The organism is Streptomyces sp. NPDC050534 (assembly GCF_044457745.1).
Classification (GTDB): Bacteria; Actinomycetota; Actinomycetes; order Streptomycetales; family Streptomycetaceae; genus Streptomyces.
This window is the reverse complement of sequence record NZ_JBITHF010000002.1, coordinates 854,570-873,899: the sequence shown is the minus strand read 5'-3', so window position 1 is coordinate 873,899 and position 19,330 is coordinate 854,570. Positions and strand designations below refer to the sequence as shown.

Genomic DNA, 19,330 nt, shown 5'->3' with positions numbered 1-19,330 from the left:
CGGGGTTCGCCGTCTACGGCTTCGGGTGCCGCGGCTCGTAGAGACCGACCTCGCCGCCGCCCGGCAGCCGGAACCCGGTCACCCGGCCCCAACGCGCCTCCTGCAAGGGGCGGGTGAACTCAACCCCCCTGTCGGTGAGTTCGGCCGTCGTCGCGTCGAGGTCGTCGCACATCAGCAGCAGTTCGTGCGACGGCTCACCGTCGGCCGGATGAACGGCCACCTCGGCCGGCGGCGCCTTGAAGATCAGCCACCCGTGCCCGGCGTCGACGTGCTCCCAGCCGAGAACGTCCCGGAAGAACACCCGGTCCGCCTCGGCATCATTGCTGTAGATCACCACATGGGCCCCATTGATCACGCGCGGAGAGTATGCGCGGAGGGCGCCCGCGGCAAGCACCGTGGGGGTTATGCGTTCGACCAGCCCCGCTCGCACAGCACCAGCCGGTACCCGTCCGGATCCTCGACCGTCACCCCCCACCGATTCCAGTACGGATTCGGCGAGGCCACCCGCTTGCCGCCGTGCTCCTCCAGACGGGCGACCACGTCCTGCGGCACCGGCCCGTCGACGTAGACGACGAGAAGGTCCTCCTCGGTGGGGCGCGGCTCGACGGGGCGCCCGGGCTCGTGGACGAGTTCCAGGTGCCAGGTCGCGTCCGGCCGGCCGACCATGAGCAGGTCGTGCTCGCCCGGTTCCGAGCCGCCCTCGGTCCGCCACACCACGCTCAGCCCGAACCCGCCCACCCAGAACCGCTCGGCGGCCGCGAGGTCCCGGGACGGTCGGGCGATACGGATGTGGCTACGGCCGTCGACAGACATGCTGACCTCTTTCCGAGCTGCGGCTTCGTCCCTCGCAGCCTAGGCAGCCAGTGATCCCCGGACCATCGGCCATCCGCCCTGCGCCCCGGGCCCTAGGTCTTCGCAGAGCGCCCCGCCCCCGTTGACAGATGACGTTTTCAGCAAGAACATCGGCCGGAACGAGCAGAAATGAACAACACTGCGGCACAGCAAGGCACGGCAAGGCACAGCAACCCCATGGCTCCCCCCTCTCCCGCAGAAGGACATGAGTGGTGCGCATCCTTTCCCGCAAGTCCGGCTGTCTCCTCGCCGCCACCCTGACGGTGGCGCTCCTGCCCTCCACGGCCCACGCCTCGGCCCCCGCGCCGGGACCGCACGTCTCGCAGTCCGCGGGCGCGGTCACCCTCGGCGTGCCGGCCACCCGCGACTCCCCCGGCTACACGGTCTCCGTCCCGAAGAACGGCCAACTCGCCCTCACCACCAGCAGATCCGGGCACACCGTCCTCGCCACCGGCACCGACGCCCTCCGGTTCCGGGCGGGCGGCGCCTGGCAGCACGCCACCGGGCTCACCGGCTGGAGCTGGCGCGACGGCGTGCTCACCCTGACCGCCGACACGACCCTCGCCGGGACCCGCGTCGAGGCCCGGGTCACCCCCACCGCCGACCGCTACCAACTGGACTGGGACGTCAAGGGCGTTCAGGCCTCCTCACTCGGCCTCAGCTACGGGCTGCACAGCGCCGGGCACTGGTACGGCCACGGCGAGACGACCACCCCTTCGGGCGGCCCGTACACCGACCAGCCCTGGCCGCTGGACGCCGGGCAGGTCGAGCAGGACGACTTCAGCGCGGCCTCGTACCAGATGGTCGATCCCTTCTGGTACACGCAGAGTTCGGCCGGGCTGTACGTCGACACCGGCGACACCATGGACGTCTCCCTCAACAGGTCAGGCGACGGCCTGGGCCGCTTCACGGTCGAGTCCGGGAGCACCTACCGGGCCACCGTGTTCGTCGAGTCGACGCCGCGCGCCGTCTACCGCGACTACATCGGCATCGTCGGCAAGCCGCGCAAGAGCGACGCGACCTACGAGCAGTACGCGAAGCCGCTGTGGAACTCCTGGGCGCAGTTCTACACGAACGTGAACCAGGAGAAGCTGCTCAAGTACGCAACCGACCTGCACGCCAACGGGGTTGACGGCCACACCATCCAGCTCGACGACAAGTGGGAGTCGAACTACGGCAACATGACCTTCGACCCGAAGGCGTATCCCGACCCGAAGGCGATGTCGGACCAGATCCACGCCATGGGCTACGACTTCGGCCTCTGGGTCACCCTGTGGATCAACCTCGACTCGGCCAACTACCAGTACGCGGCCGACCACGACTACCTGCTGCACGACGCCGCCGACCCCACCAAGCCCTGCACGGTGACCTGGTGGAACGGCACCGCCGGCATCGTCGACCTCGCCAACCCCGACGCCAGGGCCTGGTACCAGGGCAACCTGAAGAAGCTGATGGACACCTACGGCGTCGACGGCCTGAAGTTCGACACCCGCTTCTTCGACGACCACTGCGCCGGCCGCGACGGCAACACCCGCACCGACTACCAGCGCCTGGGCTCCGAACTCGCCGACTCCTACGACCTCCAGGGCGCCGGCATCCGCGTCCACTGGGGCGGCGCCGCGCACCAGGCGGGCTTCGTCGTCCGCCAGATCGACAAGGGCACCGGCTGGGACTCCCTGCGGGCCGCCGTCTCGCAGAACCTCGCCCTGTCCACGATCGGCTACCCCTTCGTCGAGACCGACATGATCGGCGGCTCCAGCGGGCAGCCCGCGCCGACGAAGGAGGTCCTGGTCCGCTGGGCGCAGACGGCGTCGTACATGCCGCTGATGTACGCCTCCACCTCCCCCGTGGACACGATCGACGCGACGACCGGCCGGAAGGTCGACTACGACCAGCAGACCGTCGACCTGTACCGCGAGGCGATCGCCCGCCACGAGCGGCTCGCGCCGTACATCTGGGATCAGGTGCAGAACTCGCTGCAGACCGGCGACCCGATCGTCCGGCCGCTGTTCTTCGACTTCCCGCGGGACAAGGCCGGTTACACGGTGGGGGACGAGTGGATGCTCGGCCCGGCGGTGCTCTCCGCGCCCAACCTGACGTCCGCGGCCTCGCGCGACATCCATCTGCCGCCCGGCAGGTGGTACGACGTCAACCGCCGTACGACGATCAAGGGCCCCGCGACCCTGAAGGCGTACGCCACTCCGCTCACCGTCACACCGGCCTTCGTGAAGCTCGGAGCAAAAGGCGCCGTTGAGGCATTGCACGCACTGCGGTAATCATGAGGTGTCGGCGCGTGCTCCGGCCGGATTCAGGGGCGGCCGGAGCACGTGGCCGGGATGCACCGGGGCTGCTCGCCCTCAGCCCCGGTTCGCCCCCTTCGGCATGCCGTACGCGTGCTCCACCTTCAGCCGCACCACCAGGCGCCGGTCGCGGACCATCGCGGCGCGGTAGTCGTCCCAGTCCGGGTGCTCGCCCACGAGGTCACGGTAGAGCCGGACCAGTTCCTCGACCGTGTCGTCGTGCGGGTCCTTCGCGACCGGCGAGAGCTCGGCGGTGCCCTCGACGACGGCGTAGGCCCAGCGGTCGGGCGTGGTCACGTGGTACGACGCCCGCGGGTCCCGGCGCAGATTGCGCGTCTTGGCCCGGTCGTCGGTGACCGAGATCCGGACGACGCGTTCGTCGGGGTAGTAGCGGTGGCTGACGTTCGACAGCTGGGGCCGGCCGTCGCGCTTGAGGGTGACCAGCACCCCACCGCGGCTTTCGGAGAGCAGCTCGAGCAGTGTGTCCTGAGTCATACCCGGATCAACCACCGCGGCCGAGTCACGCATTCCCACAGGGCCGGCACCGCCGGGGTCCGGGTCCACTCAAATGATCAATCATGGCCGACAGGGGGACCAGGTCCGGGTTCCTGCGCGACGATGAGGTCCGAGGCCGTCCGGGCGGGGGTGCCGCCGGACCACACCTCGACGAGCGCATTTCGGAGGAGAGCGATGGCAACGCTGCGACAAGAGGCCGAACCGGACGAGGCCGGGCTGGACGCGAAGGCGCTGGACCGGCTCGACCAGGCCTGCGCCCGCTTCGTCGACGAAGGACGCCTGCCCGGCTTCCTGGTGGCCGTGGCCCGCGGCGGGCGCGTCGCGCATCTCACCACGCACGGCCGGCGCGACGTCGCGGCGGACCTGCCCGTCGAGCCCGACACCCTGTGGCGGATCTACTCCATGACCAAACCGGTCACCTCGGTCGCCGCGCTGATGCTCGTGGAGGAGGGCCGGCTGTCGCTGGACGACCCGCTCGACCGCTACGTCCCGGCCTTCGCGAACCCGCGCGTGTACGAGAGCGGCGAGGGCGGCGACGTACGGACGCGCCCGGCCGAGGGGCCGATACGGATCCGCCACCTGCTGAACCACACCTCGGGCCTGACCTTCGGCTTCTACCACAGCCACCCGGTCGACGCCCTCTACCGCGAGGCCGGCCTGGAGTCCTCGGTGATCCCGGGCACCGACCTGGCGCAGACGGTCGACGTGTACGCGCGTATGCCGCTGCAGTTCGAGCCGGGCACGCAGTGGAACTACTCCGTCTCCACCAATGTGCTCGGCCGCGTGATCGAGGTCGTCTCCGGGCAGCCGCTCGACACGTTCTTCGCCGAGCGGATCCTCGGACCGCTCGGCATGACGGACGCCGGTTTCCACGTCACCGACGAACAGGCGCCCAGGCTCTCCGAGTTGTACGGCGAGAGCGACGACGGCGGTATCGAGCCCGTCCCCGGGCTGCCGCTGCGCGGCGGGCGGCCCCGCTTCCTGTCCGGCAGCGGCGGCATGGTGGCCTCCGCGTACGACTTCCACCGGTTCATGGAGCTGCTGCGCCGCCGCGGCGAACTCGACGGCGTCCGTCTGCTCGCGCCCGAAACGGTGGACCTGATGACCCGCAACCATCTCCCCGGCGGCGCCGACCTGCGCGCCTACGGCAGCCGCCCGGCCCATGACGAGCCCAACAACGACGGCGTCGGCTTCGGCCTCGGCGTCTCCGTCGTCCTCGACCCGGAGCGCACCCTGTCACCGACGGCGGCCGGCACCTTCGGCTGGAGCGGCGCGGCGACCACGACCTTCTGGGTCGACCCCGGGCGCGACCTGACCGTGCAGTTCATGACCCAGGTCCGTCCGAAGACCTCGCTGGGGATCATCCCGGAGCTACGGCGCCTGGTCCACGAGGCCGTCACCGGGTAGGCGCTCGGGCCGGCCGGGCCACGGCCCACCTCGCCGACGGTAGATTCCCCTGCAGACACCGGCGGCGAGGTGGGAAGGCGTGCTCAGGACAGGTGCGCCACCGCGTCCAGGTGCGGCAGGACGTGGTCGAGCCGCTCCCGCTTGGTGCGCAGGTAGGTGATGTTGCTCTCGCACGGCGGGATCAACAGCGGTACGGTCTCGGCCACTTCGATGCCGTGCTGCACCAGCGCCTCCCGCTTGCGCGGGTTGTTGGACATCAGGCGCACCGAGTTCACGCCCAGGTCCTGCAGGATTCCGGCGGCCACGCCGTAGTCGCGGGCGTCCACCGGCAGCCCGAGCGCCAGGTTCGCCTCGACGGTGTCCAGGCCCTCCGCCTGCAGCGCCATCGCCCGCAGCTTGGCCAGCAGCCCGATGCCGCGGCCCTCGTGGCCGCGCAGGTAGACGACGATGCCGCTGCCCTCGGCGACCACGGCCTTGAGCGCGGACGCCAGTTGGTCCCCGCACTCGCAGTGCTGCGAACCGAACGCGTCACCGGTGAGGCACTCGGAATGCAGCCGGGTGAGAACGCCTTCCGTGCCGATGTCACCGTGCACGAGGGCCACTTGCTCATCACCGCGATCGTGGTCCAGGTAACCCACCGCGCGGAATTGCCCGTACACCGTGGGCAGCGGTGCATTCACGATCCGCTCCACACCCGTGCGCTGTGGAGACTTCTTGCCGAGGACACCGATTTTTTCTGTCATGATCTGATTCCTAAGCAGAGACGAAAGGCCGTGAAGAAATGAGTGGTTCGGGCGCGCGTACGGCGGCGGACGGGCTGGTGCCGGCGGACACTACGGAAGAGGTACGGACCAGGGCCGCGAGTGTCTCAACGCAGGTCGCGGTGCTTCCCGTCGGAAGCTTCGAGCAGCACGGTCCGTTCCTTCCGCTGGCGACCGACACGCTCGTCGCCTGTGCCGTGGCCCGGGAGATCGCCGCGGCGTACCCCGTGCACCTCCTTCCCCCGGTGACGATCTCCTGCTCGCACGAGCACGCGGCCTGGCCCGGTACCGTCAGCATCTCCTCGGTGACCCTTCATGCGGTGGTGTCGGACATCGCGGCCTCGCTCCGCCGCTCCGGCGTCGACGCCCTGGTGGTGGTCAACGGGCACGGCGGAAACTACGTACTGGGCAACGTCGTTCAGGAATCCTCCGCCCGCGGCGAACGGATGGCGCTGTTCCCGGCCGCGGAGGACTGGGAAGCGGCGCGGCAGCGGGCGGGAGTGACCACCTCGCTGCTGACCGACATGCACGCGGGAGAAATCGAGACCTCCATCCTTCTGCACGCTCACCCGGAATTCCTTCGGCCCGGTTATGAGACCTCCGATTTCGTCGCGGACGACCGGCGTCATCTCCTTACCCTCGGTATGTCCGGCTATACCGATTCGGGCGTCATCGGGCGCCCTTCACTGGGTTCCGCGGAAAAGGGGAAGGAACTGCTGGCGAGCCTCGCGGATTCCTTCGGCGCGTATTTCTCGCTCCTCACCTCGGCGGACGGGCGGGCATAGCCGGCGGCGGGTTCCGGGGCCGCCCCGGCCGTCCCGGAATCCGTGCGCAGACCGGTGTACCAGCGGGCGACGAGGACGACAACACCGGGCAGTGCGGCCACGAAGCTGAGCACTCCGTACACCACGGCGACCGCCACGCCGCTGCTCGCGCCGAGGCCCGCCGCGCCGAACGCCCAGGCGGTGGCGCCCTCGCGGGGCCCGAACCCGCCCACGTTGAGCGGCACTCCCATGGCGACCAGCGCCAGCACGGCCAGCGGCAGCAGTACGGCGACGGAGGCGCCGGAACCCGCGACGCGGGCCGAGAGCACGAACATCGCGAGGTGGCCGGCCAGGATCAGCAGCGACGAGACGGTCACGCCAGGCCAGTTGCGGCGCGAGAGCAGCCCCTCGCGCGCCTCGCTGAGCGTGGCGCGCAGCGCCCGTCCGCGCCGGGAGGGCGCCTTGTTCATCCGCAGTGCGACGACGACGGCGAGCGCGCCGAGGGCGGCGAGCCCGGCCGGCGGGGCGAAGTGGCGCACCTCGGCCCGCACCGGCGACGGCATCGTGAGCAGCATCGCCGCCCCGACGACCGTCAACGCGACCTGCCCGGCGACCCGTTCGAGCACCACCGACCGCACACCGCGGCCGAGGTCACCGGCGCTCTGCCCGTGCCGCACCGCCCGGTGCACGTCTCCGAGGACACCGCCCGGCAGGGCGGCGTTCAGGAACAGCGACCGGTAGTAGTCCGCGACGGCCGTCCCGAGCGGCAGCCGGATCTTCAGGCCCCGGGCCACCAGCGCCCAGCGCCAGGCACTGAGCACGGTGGTCACCAGGCCGACGACGAGCGCGAGCAGCAGCGTCGTCGCGTCGATGCGCCGAAGGCCGTCCAGCAGGACTCCGGTACCGAGGCGCCACAGCAGGCCGCCGAGGATGGCGACGCCCGCGACGGTGCCGAAGTGGGTACGTACGGCTGGAGAGTTGAGCACGGCCAGGGCCTTGCGCCACCGGGGCGTGGCCGTCGCGCGGGCCTCGGCCAGCACATCGCCGTGCGGCTCGGCCGCCGCCCCGCCGTGCGGCTCGCGCCGCACCACCGGCGCCGGCACCGTGTCCACGCTCATGACGCCCCGCCCGTCGGCCGGGACAGCGCCAGCAGGTCGCTGTGGTGGACGATGACGGACAGCTCGCCCGCCTCGCAGGCGGCCAGGCGCTCGCGCAGATACCGTTCCGCACGCGCCTTCAGCTCGGGCCGCTCCTCGACGGCCGCGCCCACCCAGCCGCGCAGCCACTGGGCGGTCAGCGCGGCCTCGTCCGGCCCGAGCCGCCAGGGGCTCGGGTCGACCCGTACCGTCGCACCCCGCTCCGAGAACGCCTCGCACGCCGCTGTCACCGCGTCCGGGCCGAGCAGGCCGTCCCGGCGCTGATGGGCGTTGAACGCCTCGGCGATCTCCTCGTCCATCGGGTCGGACGGACCGAATTCCACACGTCCGGCGACCGAGAGGGTCAGCAGGGCCGGACAGCCGGCTCCGGTGCAGGCGTCCGCGAAGGTCTCGATCTCCTCCCGCGTGAGGACGTCGAGCAGCGCGGAGGCCGTCACCAGGGAGGCCCCGCACAGGGCGTCCGCGGTGAGCCGGGCGATGTCGCCGCGCCGCGTCTCGACGGTGACCCGGCTGCCGTCGGCGCCGGAGCGCGGGGAGGCGACGGCCGCGAAGTGCAGCAGGTAGGGGTCGCGGTCGTGCAGGATCCAATGCTGGGCGCCGTCCAGCCGGGGCGCGAGCCAGCGGCCCATGGAGCCGGTGCCGCAGCCCAGGTCGTGGATGACGAGGCCGCTTCTGCCGGGCAGGTTGGCCAGCCGGATCCGCAGCGGGTCGAGCAGGTCGTGCGCCCGCGCCGCGGCGTCGGCGGGCTCCCGCAGCTCCAGCCACTCGGGCGCGTACCGGGGCGGCTCCTCGGGCCCGTCGTCCCGCAGCCGGAGGGTGGCGCGCTCCCCGGGGCCGGCGCCGGGAATCACGGGGTCGGCCGGCCCGGAGCCGGGCATCACGGAGTCCGCCGATTCGGAACCGGACATCATGGCGCCCGCCGATCCGGAGTCGTCGCGCGACCCGGGCCGCGCCGGCATCTTCCCGCCGATCTCTGCGGTCCTGTTCATGCCGCCCTCCTGGGTTCGCTCGGTAGCCGGCCCAGTACTCCGGCAAGGCTGCGGGCCGTGGTCGCCCAGCCGTTCAGGGCGGCCCGACGGCCCCGGGCGGCGGCCTTCAGCCGGCGTCGTACATCGGCTTCGCCGAACCAGCCACGCAGTTCGGCGGCGAGCGCGGCGGGGTCCTCCGGCGGCACCAGGATGCCGGGCACGCCGCCGTCGGGGGCGCGTCCGACCGCCTCCGGCAGACCACCGACGTCCGTGGCCAGCACGGGGATGCCGCGCGCCAGGGCCTCGGTCACCGCCATGCCGTACGTCTCCGCGTACGAGGTGAGGACCATCAGGTCGGCGGTGGCGTAGCTGGCGTCGAGCGCGGCACCGGCCCGTGGGCCGGCCAGCTCGATGCGGTCCTCCAGACCGTTCTCCTTGATCAGCAGCCGCAGCCGGGCGACGTACTCGGGGTCGTGTCCGAGTCCGCCGACGCACACGCAGCTCCACGGCAGGTCGGCCGCCGCGGCCAGCGCCTGCACCAGCCGGTGCTGCCCCTTGCGCGGGGTCACGGCCGCCACGCACAGCAGCCGGGAGACACCGTCGGTGCCGGAGGCGAGGGGCGCGATGTCGGCGCCGGGAGGGGCGACATGAACGCGCTCGGGCGCGAGGCCGTGGTGCGAGACGAGGCGCCGTACGGCCCAGTCGCTGGTGGCGATCACCGCGGGCACGGCCCGCAGCACGTCTCGCTCCTTGGCGTCCAACTCGGCTGCCACGGCGGGCTCGAGGCCCGTCTCGTCACCCAGCGGAAGGTGCACCAGCACGGCGAGGCGCAGCCGTTCGGTCTCCGGGACGACGACCTCCGGCACGCCGCAGGCCACGATGCCGTCCAGCAGGACGGCCGAGCCGTCCGGCAACTCCCGCAGTGTGCGGGCGAGTTCGGCACGTGACGCGGCCGTGGGCAGGGGCCAGTCACCGGCCACGGCGTGCTTGTGGACCTGCCAGCCGAAGCCGGGCAGATCGAGGCTGACGCGCCGGTCGTAGGCGTTGCCGCCGCTCGGCGCGGCCGGGTCGTCGACACCGCCCGGCATGACGAAGTGCACGGAGCGCAGGGACATGGGAATGATCTCGGCGTTCTTCAGGGCGGAGTGCTGGACGGGCACGTAGCCGAGCATCGCCTGCTCCGCCGTCTCCCGGCCCTTGTCCAGCTTCTCCAAGGTCACGTGGGTCACAGGGCACGCTCGTAACTCGCCCAGGCGATGTGCGACTCGTGCAGGGTCACGCTGATCCCCGCGATGCCCTTGGCGCCCTCGCCGAGCGCGCCCTTCTCGATCCGGGCGGCGAGCCGGTCGGCGACGACCTTCGCCAGGAACTCCGTCGACGTGTTGGTTCCGGCGAACTCCGGCTCGTTGTCGAGGTTTCTGTAGTTCAGCTCGGCGACCACGGCGCCCAGTTCCTGCGTGGCGAGGCCGATGTCGACGACGATGTTGTCGTCGTCCAGCTGCTCGCGCCGGAAGGTGGCGTCCACCAGGAACGTCGCTCCGTGCAGGCGCTGCGCGGGCCCGAAGACCTCGCCGCGGAAGCTGTGGGCGATCATGATGTGATCGCGGACGGTGACACTGAACAACGGACGACCCTCCAGGTGCGGCGCGTCTGGCCCCCCGGCTGATCCCTGCCGGGGGATGCCCTTAGTACGGCTCTTCGCTTCCCCGTGTTCAGCCTTCTCAGACTCTTTTCTGAGGTCAGGCCGTTTCGGGGTACCTCACACGGTGGCACAGGGCGGGAATCTCGCCGGAGGCCAGCTTCGGCATCACCTCCGGCAACTCCTCGAACGCGCTCTCCCCGGTGATGAGCGCGTCGAGCGCCGGGTCGGACAGCAGATCGAGGGCGAGGGCGAGACGGTCGGCGTACGTCCGGCTCGCGCGGGCCGGGGAGACGGTGCCGACCTGGCTGCCGCGGATGGTCAGCCGCCGCGAATGGAAGGCCTCGCCGAGCGGGAGGCTCACCTTCCGGTCGCCGTACCAGCTCAGTTCCACGACGGTGCCCTCGGGTGCCAGCAGCTCCATCGCACGCGTGAGGCCCTGCTCGGTGGCACTGGCGTGCACGACGAGATCGCGGTCGCCGAGCGCGTCCGCGGGGGAGGCGAAGCCGACGCCGAGGGTCTGGGCGACCTCGGCGCGGCCCGGATCGGCGTCGACGAGCTGGACCCGCACGCCCGGGAAGCGCGCCAGCAGCGCCGCCACCGAGCAGCCGACCATGCCGCCGCCGACCACCGAGATCCGGTCGCCGACCAGCGGCGCGGCGTCCCAGAGCGCGTTCACGGCGGTCTCGACGGTGCCGGCGAGAACGGCGCGCTCGGCGGGCACGGAGTCCGGTACGACGGTGACGGCGGCGGCCGGAACGACGTACCGGGTCTGGTGCGGATACAGACAGAAGACGGTCCGCCCGACCAGTTCCCCGGGCCCCTCCTCCACCACCCCGACATTGAGGTAGCCGTACTTCACAGGCGCGGGAAAGTCGCCTTCCTGGAAGGGTGCCCGCATGGCCGCGTGCTGGTTCTCCGGCACCCCGCCACGGAACACGAGAGTCTCCGTGCCGCGGCTGATCCCGGAATAGAGCGAGCGCACCAGGACCTCGCCCTCCGCAGGTTCCGGCAGGTCGGCGGTCCGTATCTCGCCAAAACCCGGACGACTGAGCCAGAACGCTCGAGCGACGCGGTTCATCGGGTGTCCTCCTGAACGATCGGGAAGCCGTTCACGTACCGAGGTGTGCACAGGCCGCGCACAGTACGCGGCGTTGATCGACTCTGTCATACGGCCGGAGGGTGTGCGGTGGCCCTGAACAACACTTACGACGCAAGGCTGGTCCAGCAGGAGACCGCTGTGGGAGCGGGCGTTCAGATCCTGTTGCTGGCCCTGCTCGGCACGGCGATCGGCATGGGGCCGGCAGGCTGGCTGACCGGCCTGGCCTTCGCCGTGGCCAGCTGGGCGGTGCTCTCCCGGGCGCTGCACCGCTCCCGGCTGCGCTCGTTCGGCCCGGCCAACCGGGTGACCCTCGGCCGGGCCACGCTGGTCGGCGGCGTCACGGCCCTGGTCGCCGACTCCTTCGAGAGCTCCCCGCCGGTCACTCTCTTCGTCGGCCTCACGGCGATCGCCCTGATCCTGGACGGCGTCGACGGCAAGGTCGCCCGCGCCACCGGCACGTCCACCCCGTTGGGTGCCCGCTTCGACATGGAGGTCGACGCGTTCCTCATCCTGGTCCTCAGCGTCTACGTCTCCATGGAGTTCGGCCCGTGGGTACTGATGATCGGCGGCATGCGCTACGCCTTCGTCGCCGCGGCCCGCGCATATCCCTGGCTGAACGCCGAACTCCCCCCGAGCATGGCCCGCAAGACGGTGGCCGCGATGCAGGGCATCTGCCTGCTGCTGGCGGCCTCGGGCTACCTGCCGCGGGGCATGTCCCTCGGCGTCGTACTGCTGGCCCTCGGCTCCCTGATCTGGTCCTTCGGCCGCGACGTGCTGTGGCTGCGACGCACCTCACGGATCCAGGACGCCGAGGTGGAGGAGATACTGGGCCTGGCGGCGGAGCCGCAGACGGTGGCGTCCTGAGCCCCGGCCCCTCAGCCGCCCAAGGTCATCCGGTACACGGTCGACTCCCGCACCCCGAAGCCGAGCCGCTCGTAGAGCCGGTTGGCGGCCTCGCGGTCCGGCCGCGAGGTGAGATCAACGGTCCGGGCCCCGGCCTCCCGGCCAATCCGCAAAGCCTCCTCGATCAGCAGCCCGGCGACTCCGTGACCGCGCGCCGACTCGTCGACCACGACGTCTTCGATGCGAGCCCGCAGCCCGGCCGGAAGCGGAAACATCACGAGGGTCAGGGTGCCGACGATCGCGTGGCCGGCACGGGCGACGAGCACGGTGTTCGCGTCGCACGCGAGAATGCGGCCCACCGCTTCGACATCGAGCGGCCTCGCACTCCCCGACAACTGCGGCAGCAACCGCCCGAAGGCGTCCACGAGTTCCTGGTCCACCTGCCGCGCGGGCTCCACCTCGATCTTCATGGCGGCGACCTTATCGGGACGGCAGCAGGCCGACGGTTTCACGGACTGCTGACCCGCTCGGCCAAGCGGAACCTCACCAGCCGGGATAGCGGTCCCACCAGTGCGGGTCCCACCCTTTGACGTACTCGCTGCCACTCGGTGAGTCGTCGAGCTCGGACACCAGGTCCCGGGCCAACGTGTCGAGGGCCCAGGCCAGTTCGTGACGGCTGACCAGGTCGACGGGCAGCGCCTCCACCCCGTGTGCGGCTCCGAGCAGCGCTCCGGCCACGCAGGCGACGGACTCACCGTCCGGCGCGTTCGCCGCGAACCGCAATGCGACGGGCAGGTCGGCACGGTCGGGGAAGGATGCGGCGACGTAGAGGCCGCCGAGCATGGCCGAGAGCGCCGTGGGGTCGGGTGCGAGCCGTGCCAGCCGTACCGCGTCCGCCGGTCCGTCGACGGCGTGCTGGAACGTCGCGACGAGACGGCTGTGCTCGTCGCCCGTGGCCACGAGATGAGTGTCCTCGTCGTCCGTGCCGCGTCTGCCGGACGGCGTGAGCGCGGAGATGCCCGCACGCAGCGCGTTCAGGGCGGAACTGCCGGATTCCGCGCTGGAGTCGGACAGGCAGTGGTGGGCGAGCACGGCCGCGTGCACGGTGGCGGCCTGCGCGGCCGTGTCGCCATGGGTCAGCGCGGCGACACGTCCGGCCTGGGCGATCCCTCCCATGCCGGTGACCGCGATCGGCAATCCCCTGGTCAGTGCGTGCCAGCCCCGGCTCGAGGTGGCCATCCGCTTCTCGTCCTCGTCGATCCGGGACAGAGCCGTCACCGTCGCCGGTGCACTGCCGCGCCGCTCACCCAGTGCGGGCACTCCCGCGAGCCAGCCGTCCGGCCATGCCCCGCCGTAGGGCCGCCACCGGTGCCGCATCTTCTCCGCCTCGATGCCTTGCAGGTAGGCCCACCGGCAGTAGGCGTGCAGGACGACCCCGGGCGCGTAACAGATGCCTTTGTGGTTTCCGCGTACCTGCGCGCGGATGACGCCCTCGGCGGTGAAGCACGCCAGCTGCGTACTGACACCGGCTCGCAGCGGCCCGCTGCCCGGCAGCGCGCCCCGAGCCCTGCCCAGGGTCTCCCCGAGGGCCAGCCCGAGCAGCATCCCGCGCACCCGGGACTGCCTTCTCAGAAGCTCCCTCTGGCGATCCTTCTCGTGAGCCAACGCAGCGCACCTTTCCTCGGGCGTGCGGACTACCGCTTCTGCTCCACCCGCACCCAGTCAACCTCAGCCTGCACTCCCCCACCCGCAACCCTGTCCACGCTCGACTGCGGCAACCCCCAATAGGGACTGGTCACCTGGTTCCAGCCGGCCGGATACGCCCCGCCCAACGCCAGGTTCAGGATCACGTACTGGTCGTGGTCGTAGACCCACTGCCCCCGCGTCGACTCGACCTTGTTGCGGGTCGTCTCCTGGATCAGATGGTCGTCGACGTAGAAGCGCATCGCCGTGGGGGTCCATTCGACGGCGTACGTGTGCCACTGGGCGATCGTGCCGCCGGCGGGGAAGGTCTGGCGGGTGCCGATGTTGCCGTCGGCCGAGTAGCCGGGACCGTGCAGGGAGCTGCTGGTCCAGTCCGGGTAGCCGATGTTCTCCATGATGTCGGTCTCGCCGGAGGCGGGCCAGGACACCGAGGGGTCGTCGACGTTGGAGCCGAGCAGCCAGAAGGCGGGCCAGAAGCCGTCGCCGACCGGGAGTTTCATACGGGCGCTGACCCGGCCGTACGTGAAGTCGAACTTCGTGTTGGTGTCGACGCGGCCCGACGTGAAGTCGTACGCGGCGCCGCCCGCCTTCGTGCAGCCCTTGCAGTACTTCGCGTTCAGCACCAACTCGCCGTTCTGCGTGCGGACGTTGTCCGGTGAGTCGACGTACGCCTGCGACTCTCCGTTGACCGAGCCCATCTCGGTGCCGGTGCGCACCACTCGCCACTTGCTGCGGTCCGGTGTCGTGCCGGTGAAGTCGTCGAAGAACGTCGTCTGATACGTGCCCGGCTGGTCCCCCGGCAGGGCCGGGTACGCCGCCGACGCGCTGCCTCCCGTGCCCCACACCTGGAACTCGTAGAGGGAGTAGCCGAATTGGGCCGTGGCGGGCGCCGGGTTGTAGAAGCTGCGGCGTTCCTTGCCGAGCATGCGGACGTAGCGGCCGGTCACAGGGGCGGGGAGGTTCACTGTGTCGTGTATGCCCACCGCCTCCGACGGGGATTTGACGTTCGCGCGGCGGCCGGCGATCTCCGCCGCCGAGGGCTCGTAGACCGTGTGCCAGGTGCGGTTGTCGTCCGAGACCTGGAGTTCGTAGTCGACCGCGTAGGCCGCCTCCCAGTACAGGTCCACCGAGGAGATCGTGGACGTGGCGCCCAGGTCCACCGAGACCCAGCGGTCGGCGTTCCAGTCGCTGGACCAGCGGGTCGCGTCGTCCTTCAGGTTCGCGGGCCAACCGCCGTCCGTGACGAACGCCGGTGAATTGCCCGCGTGCTGGTAGTAATTGGAGTATGCGGGGTGGTTCAGGGCGAGGTTCGTGCGGGTCGTCGACGCGGGGGCCGGCTCGCCGCCGTAGACCTTGAAGGAGTACAGCGAGTAGCCGTACGGCGTGGCGCGTTCGATGCCCCGCATGCGGACGTAACGGCCGGTCACTTCCTGCGGGTACGTGCTCGCGGTGACCGAGCCGCCCGTGCCGGCCGTCTCCGTGTAGAACGGGGTCCAGTTCGTGCCGTCCGCCGAGACGTCCAGTACGTATCTCTTGCCGTAGGCGGCCTCCCAGTCGAGGACCACCCGGTCGATCCGGATCGTGCTGCCCAGATCGATGCGGATCCAGGCGTCGTCGGCGAAGTTGCTGGACCAGCGGGTGGCACCGTCGCCGTCGAAGGCGAGGCCGGGTGCGGTGCCGCCGTTCTCGCTGCCGGAGGCGGTGACGGCGGCGGGGTTCGCCGCGTACGCGGCGTTCGCCCGGTCGGTGTCCCAGGTCGCGGCGGCTGCCGCGGCCGACGCCGGTGCGGCGAGCGCCGTGATGCCCGGGGACAGCAGGACCGCCGTCGCGAGGGCGGCCAGGAGCGTGCGGGGTAGACGGGATGGCATGCGGCTCTCCTGGGGTCGTTGATGTTGCGTACATGACAGATGTGCGCGCGTGCGTGATGGATCACATGGCGGATCACACGGCAGATCAACGAACGGCGCGGTGGGCGCAAGCTCCCCTGGGCTGCGCCCACCGCGGTATGTGTCAGGCCGCCCGGCGTGCCCGGTTCCGGTGGGCGCGGATGATGTCCGCGTACCGGTACCCGGTCCCCTTGATCGTGCGGACCTGTGTCCGGTAGTCCACGTGGACCAGCCCGAACCGCTTGTCGTAGCCGTACGCCCACTCGAAGTTGTCGAGCAGCGACCAGGCGAAGTAGCCGGCCAGCGGGACGCCCTTGCGGATGGCCGAGGCGCAGGCGGCGAGGTGGCGCTCGAGGTAGTCCTGGCGCTCCGGGTCGTCGACCGTTCCGTCGGGGCGTACGACGTCCGGGTAGGCGGAGCCGTTCTCGGTGACGTACAGCCTGCGGACGGGGTACTCGTCGGTGAGGCGCAGCAGGAGCGTCTCGATGCCGTTCGCGTCGATCTCCCAGTCCATGCCGGTGCGCGGGACGCCGAGGCTGCGTACGGAGCGGACGTGGGGCGCCGGGGCCGAGGGGTCGTCGGCAACGGTGGACGGCATGTAGTAGTTCAGGCCGTGCCAGTCGAGCGGCGCGGCGATCTTCGCCAAGTCGCCCTCATGCTCGGGCAGTTCGACACCGTACACCTCACGCATGTCGGCCGGGAAGCCGCGGCCGTACACCGGGTCCAGCCACCAGCGGTTGATGTGGCCGTCCTGCCGGCGGGCGGCCGCCACGTCCTCGTCGCGGTCGGTGGCGGCGTGCACCGTGGAGAGGTTGGTGACGATGCCGACCTGGGCGGACGGGGCCGCGGCGCGGATCGCGTCGACGGCGAGACCGTGGCCGAGCAGCAGGTGGTAGGAGGCGCGGACGGCGGCCGTCAGGTCGGTCAGGCCGGGCGCCATCCTGCCTTCCAGGTGGCCGATCCAGGCCGAGCAGAGCGGTTCGTTGAGCGTCGCCCAGTGGGTGACGCGGTCGCCGAGGCGTTCGGCCACCACCGAGGCGTACTCGGCGAACGCGAGGGCGGTGTCCCGCTCGGGCCAGCCGCCGCGGTCCTGGAGGGCCTGCGGCAGGTCCCAGTGGTAGAGGGTGACGGACGGGGTGATGCCCGCCTGCAGCAGGGCGTCGATCAACTCGTCGTAGAAGGCGAGGCCCTTGGGGTTCACCGGGCCGTCGCCGCCCGGCATCACCCGCGGCCAGGCGACCGACAACCGGTAGGCGTTGGCGCCCAGTTGACGCATCAGACCGATGTCCTCGCGCCAGCGGTGGTAATGGTCACAGGCGACGTCGCCGTTGTCGTTGCCTGCCACCTTGCCGGGCGTGTGGGAGTAGGTGTCCCAGATCGACGGGGCGCGGCCGTCCTCCGCGGCGGCTCCCTCGATCTGGTACGCCGCTGTGGCCGTTCCCCACAGGAAGTCGTGGGGGAAGGCGGCGAGGTCGATGCGGTCGGACACGGAAGTCCTCTCAAAGCGATGGGAGTTGGTCACTTGACGGCGCCCGCCGTCAGCCCGGCGACGAGATAGCGCTGGAGCAGCAGGAAGCCGGCCACCACGGGCACGCTGACGACCAGCGAGGCGGCCATGATCTGGTTCCAGTAGACGTCGTTGAGAGTGGAGTAGCCCTGGAGGCCGACGGCCAGGGTGCGCGTGGCGTCGTTGGTCATGACGGAGGCGAACAGCACCTCGCCCCAGGCGGTCATGAAGGCGTAGACGGCGACGGCGACGATGCCCGGGATGGCGGCCGGCACGACGATCCGGAAGAGGGCGCCCAGCGGTCCGCAGCCGTCCACCAGCGCCGCCTCGTCCAGGTCGCGCGGCACCGAGTCGAAGTACCCGATGAGCATCCAGATCGAGAACGGCAGGGAGAAGGTGAGGTAGGTGAGGATCAGGCCGCCGCGCGAGCCGAACAGGGCGATGCCCGTCGCGTTGCCGATGTTGACGTAGAGCAGGAACAACGGGAGGAGGAAGAGGATGCCCGGGAACATCTGGGTGGACAGCACGGTGACGGTGAAGACCCGCTTGCCACGGAAGCTGTAGCGGCTGACGGCGTAGGCGGCGAAGACCGCGACCACCACCGAGCAGACCGTCGCGGACACCGCCACGATCAGCGAGTTCATGAAGTACTTCGCGAGCGGGACGGTCGACCAGATGTCGATGTACGGCCGGATCGTCAGGCCGCTGGGCAGCCAGCGGAACTTGCCCGTGACGTCCGCGAGCGGCTTCAGCGAGCTGGAGACCATGACGTACACCGGGATCAGCACGAAGCCGGTGAGCAGGGTGAGGAAGACACGCCGGGACCAGATGAACGAACTCGGCATCGCCATGGGCGACTTGGACGCCGACCTCGACGTGGACAGCGGCCTCGACGTGGACAGCCGCCTCGACTTCGGCATCCGCAGCGACTCAGACATCTCCGGTCCTCCGTCCGCGTGAGGTGAGCACCAGGTACACGCCGGTCACGACGAGCAGGAACAGCAGCAGGAGCACGGACATCGCGGAGCCGGTGCCGAAGTTCCAGGTGACGAAGGACGCCTGGTAGATGTGGACCGAGATGAGGTCCGCGGCCTCGGGTGCGGCCTTGCCGAACAGGACGTACGGCGTGTTGAAGTCGTTGAACGTCCACAGGAACAGCACCAGGACCAGCACCTGGTTGACCGGCCGCAGGGACGGCAGGGTGATCCGGCGGATCTGCTGGAGCATGCCGGCGCCGTCCAGCGCGGCCGCCTCGTACAGCTCCTTCGGGATGTTCTGCAGTCCCGCCATGACGATGAGGAAGGCGAACGGCCAGCCCTTCCACACGTGCACGATCAGCAGCGCGTAGAAGCTGTTGTCGCCGATCAGCCAGAAGGACGGCTTGTCCGTGAGGTGCAGCTGGTCGTGCAGGACGTGGTTCACCAGGCCGTTGTCGTGCTGGAACATGAACACCCAGGTGATGACGGCCGCGTAGACCGGCAGCGCGTACGGCACCAGGAACAGGGCCCGCAGCAGGCCGCGCCCGCGGAAGGTGTCCTGCATGTAGATCGCCGCCGTCGTGCCGATCAGCCAGCACAGGCCGACCGACAGCAGGGTGAAGCCGACCGTGACGAAGAAGGAGTGCAGCAGTGCCTCGCCGACGGGGGCGTCGAAGTCCACCGACACCTTGTAGTTGCCGAGGCCCGTCCAGGGCGCGGAGCCCCAGTCGCGGATGTAGAACTGCGTGAGCTCCTTGAAGCTCATCACGATGCCGATGACCATCGGCACGAGATGGACCAGGAGTTCGAGAAGCAGGGCGGGCAGGAGAAGCAGGTACGGGAGCCCGATCCGGCGTATCCGCCCGGGGCGGCGACGCCGTTCGCGCGGCTCCGCCCCGGGGGCACTCCCCCTCACCGGCTCCTTGAGGGTCGTGGTGGTCATCGGG

Annotated in this window: 18 protein-coding genes and 1 pseudogene; 4 read left to right on the top strand and 15 right to left on the bottom strand. The window is 70.7% G+C overall.

All coding sequences use genetic code 11. The features are described from left to right. Nucleotides 1-13 precede the first annotated feature (13 nt). Together ACIBN2_RS09665 and ACIBN2_RS09660 are read right to left on the bottom strand one after the other, a co-directional pair. The gene (locus ACIBN2_RS09665) at nt 14-355 is read right to left on the bottom strand and encodes a VOC family protein (RefSeq protein WP_399133678.1); all 342 of its coding nucleotides are present in this window, start codon (nt 353-355) and stop codon (nt 14-16) included. Nucleotides 356-402: 47 nt separating this feature from the next. Continuing rightward, a complete protein-coding gene (locus ACIBN2_RS09660) occupies nt 403-813 on the bottom strand; it encodes a VOC family protein (RefSeq protein ID WP_399133677.1) in 411 nt (136 codons plus the stop codon). A 251-nt stretch (nt 814-1,064) separates the two neighbouring features. Here ACIBN2_RS09660 and ACIBN2_RS09655 point away from each other — a divergent pair, with 251 nt between their 5' ends. After that, nucleotides 1,065-3,128, top strand: a complete 2,064-nt coding sequence (locus tag ACIBN2_RS09655; RefSeq protein WP_399133676.1) for a glycoside hydrolase family 31 protein — start codon at nt 1,065-1,067, stop codon at nt 3,126-3,128. 81 nt (nt 3,129-3,209) lie between these two features. Here the strand turns inward: ACIBN2_RS09655 and ACIBN2_RS09650 are convergent, their stop codons facing one another. Further along, a complete protein-coding gene (locus ACIBN2_RS09650; RefSeq protein ID WP_399133675.1) occupies nt 3,210-3,647 on the bottom strand; it encodes a PPOX class F420-dependent oxidoreductase in 438 nt (145 codons plus the stop codon). A 195-nt stretch (nt 3,648-3,842) separates the two neighbouring features. Between ACIBN2_RS09650 and ACIBN2_RS09645 the strand changes: the two genes are divergently transcribed. Further along, nucleotides 3,843-5,075 (top strand): serine hydrolase domain-containing protein, encoded by a 1,233-nt coding sequence (locus ACIBN2_RS09645; RefSeq protein ID WP_399133674.1) that lies wholly within the window; start codon nt 3,843-3,845, stop codon nt 5,073-5,075. An 83-nt stretch (nt 5,076-5,158) separates the two neighbouring features. Here ACIBN2_RS09645 and ribA read toward each other — a convergent pair whose 3' ends face one another. Further along, complete coding sequence (gene ribA / locus ACIBN2_RS09640; RefSeq protein ID WP_399133673.1) at nt 5,159-5,818, bottom strand: GTP cyclohydrolase II; 660 nt, start codon at nt 5,816-5,818, stop codon at nt 5,159-5,161. Between the two features lie 38 nt (nt 5,819-5,856). Between ribA and ACIBN2_RS09635 the strand changes: the two genes are divergently transcribed. Beyond that, nucleotides 5,857-6,621, top strand: a complete 765-nt coding sequence (locus ACIBN2_RS09635) for a creatininase family protein (protein WP_399133672.1) — start codon at nt 5,857-5,859, stop codon at nt 6,619-6,621. A 143-nt stretch (nt 6,622-6,764) separates the two neighbouring features. Here ACIBN2_RS09635 and ACIBN2_RS09630 read toward each other — a convergent pair. The 5 genes and pseudogenes from ACIBN2_RS09630 to ACIBN2_RS09610 all read right to left on the bottom strand — a co-directional run. Continuing rightward, a pseudogene (locus ACIBN2_RS09630) lies at nt 6,765-7,718 on the bottom strand (YbhN family protein); the annotation flags it as partial. Next, nucleotides 7,715-8,746, bottom strand: coding sequence for a trans-aconitate methyltransferase (locus tag ACIBN2_RS09625; RefSeq protein ID WP_399133671.1), 1,032 nt, complete (start codon nt 8,744-8,746; stop codon nt 7,715-7,717). The pseudogene ACIBN2_RS09630 and the gene ACIBN2_RS09625, both read right to left, overlap by 4 nt. Further along, on the bottom strand, nt 8,743-9,954 hold the full coding sequence (locus ACIBN2_RS09620; RefSeq protein ID WP_399133670.1) for a glycosyltransferase family 4 protein: 1,212 nt from the start codon (nt 9,952-9,954) through the stop codon (nt 8,743-8,745). The genes ACIBN2_RS09625 and ACIBN2_RS09620 overlap by 4 nt, the downstream gene beginning before the upstream one ends. After that, nucleotides 9,951-10,349, bottom strand: a complete 399-nt coding sequence (locus tag ACIBN2_RS09615; protein WP_384261102.1) for a 6-pyruvoyl tetrahydropterin synthase family protein — start codon at nt 10,347-10,349, stop codon at nt 9,951-9,953. Before ACIBN2_RS09615 ends, ACIBN2_RS09620 begins: the two co-directional genes overlap by 4 nt. Nucleotides 10,350-10,464: 115 nt before the next feature. Beyond that, complete coding sequence (locus ACIBN2_RS09610) at nt 10,465-11,445, bottom strand: dehydrogenase (RefSeq protein ID WP_399133669.1); 981 nt, start codon at nt 11,443-11,445, stop codon at nt 10,465-10,467. A 108-nt stretch (nt 11,446-11,553) separates the two neighbouring features. On the opposite strand from ACIBN2_RS09610, the gene ACIBN2_RS09605 reads away from it, so the two are divergent. Continuing rightward, nucleotides 11,554-12,330, top strand: coding sequence for a CDP-alcohol phosphatidyltransferase family protein (locus tag ACIBN2_RS09605; RefSeq protein WP_399133668.1), 777 nt, complete (start codon nt 11,554-11,556; stop codon nt 12,328-12,330). An 11-nt stretch (nt 12,331-12,341) separates the two neighbouring features. Here the strand turns inward: ACIBN2_RS09605 and ACIBN2_RS09600 are convergent, their stop codons facing one another. The 6 genes from ACIBN2_RS09600 to ACIBN2_RS09575 form a co-directional block, all read right to left on the bottom strand. Beyond that, a complete protein-coding gene (locus ACIBN2_RS09600) occupies nt 12,342-12,779 on the bottom strand; it encodes a GNAT family N-acetyltransferase (protein ID WP_399133667.1) in 438 nt (145 codons plus the stop codon). A 73-nt stretch (nt 12,780-12,852) separates the two neighbouring features. Then, nucleotides 12,853-13,914, bottom strand: coding sequence for an ADP-ribosylglycohydrolase family protein (locus ACIBN2_RS09595; RefSeq protein WP_399133666.1), 1,062 nt, complete (start codon nt 13,912-13,914; stop codon nt 12,853-12,855). An 89-nt stretch (nt 13,915-14,003) separates the two neighbouring features. Next, nucleotides 14,004-15,881 (bottom strand): discoidin domain-containing protein, encoded by a 1,878-nt coding sequence (locus ACIBN2_RS09590; protein ID WP_399133665.1) that lies wholly within the window; start codon nt 15,879-15,881, stop codon nt 14,004-14,006. A 142-nt stretch (nt 15,882-16,023) separates the two neighbouring features. Continuing rightward, on the bottom strand, nt 16,024-17,388 hold the full coding sequence (locus ACIBN2_RS09585) for a GH1 family beta-glucosidase (protein ID WP_399133664.1): 1,365 nt from the start codon (nt 17,386-17,388) through the stop codon (nt 16,024-16,026). Between the two features lie 29 nt (nt 17,389-17,417). Further along, nucleotides 17,418-18,257: a carbohydrate ABC transporter permease gene (locus tag ACIBN2_RS09580; RefSeq protein ID WP_399133971.1), complete on the bottom strand. Its 840-nt coding sequence runs from the start codon at nt 18,255-18,257 to the stop codon at nt 17,418-17,420. Nucleotides 18,258-18,336: 79 nt separating this feature from the next. Next, nucleotides 18,337-19,326 (bottom strand): carbohydrate ABC transporter permease, encoded by a 990-nt coding sequence (locus ACIBN2_RS09575; protein ID WP_399133663.1) that lies wholly within the window; start codon nt 19,324-19,326, stop codon nt 18,337-18,339. Between the last annotated feature and the right edge of the window lie 4 nt (nt 19,327-19,330).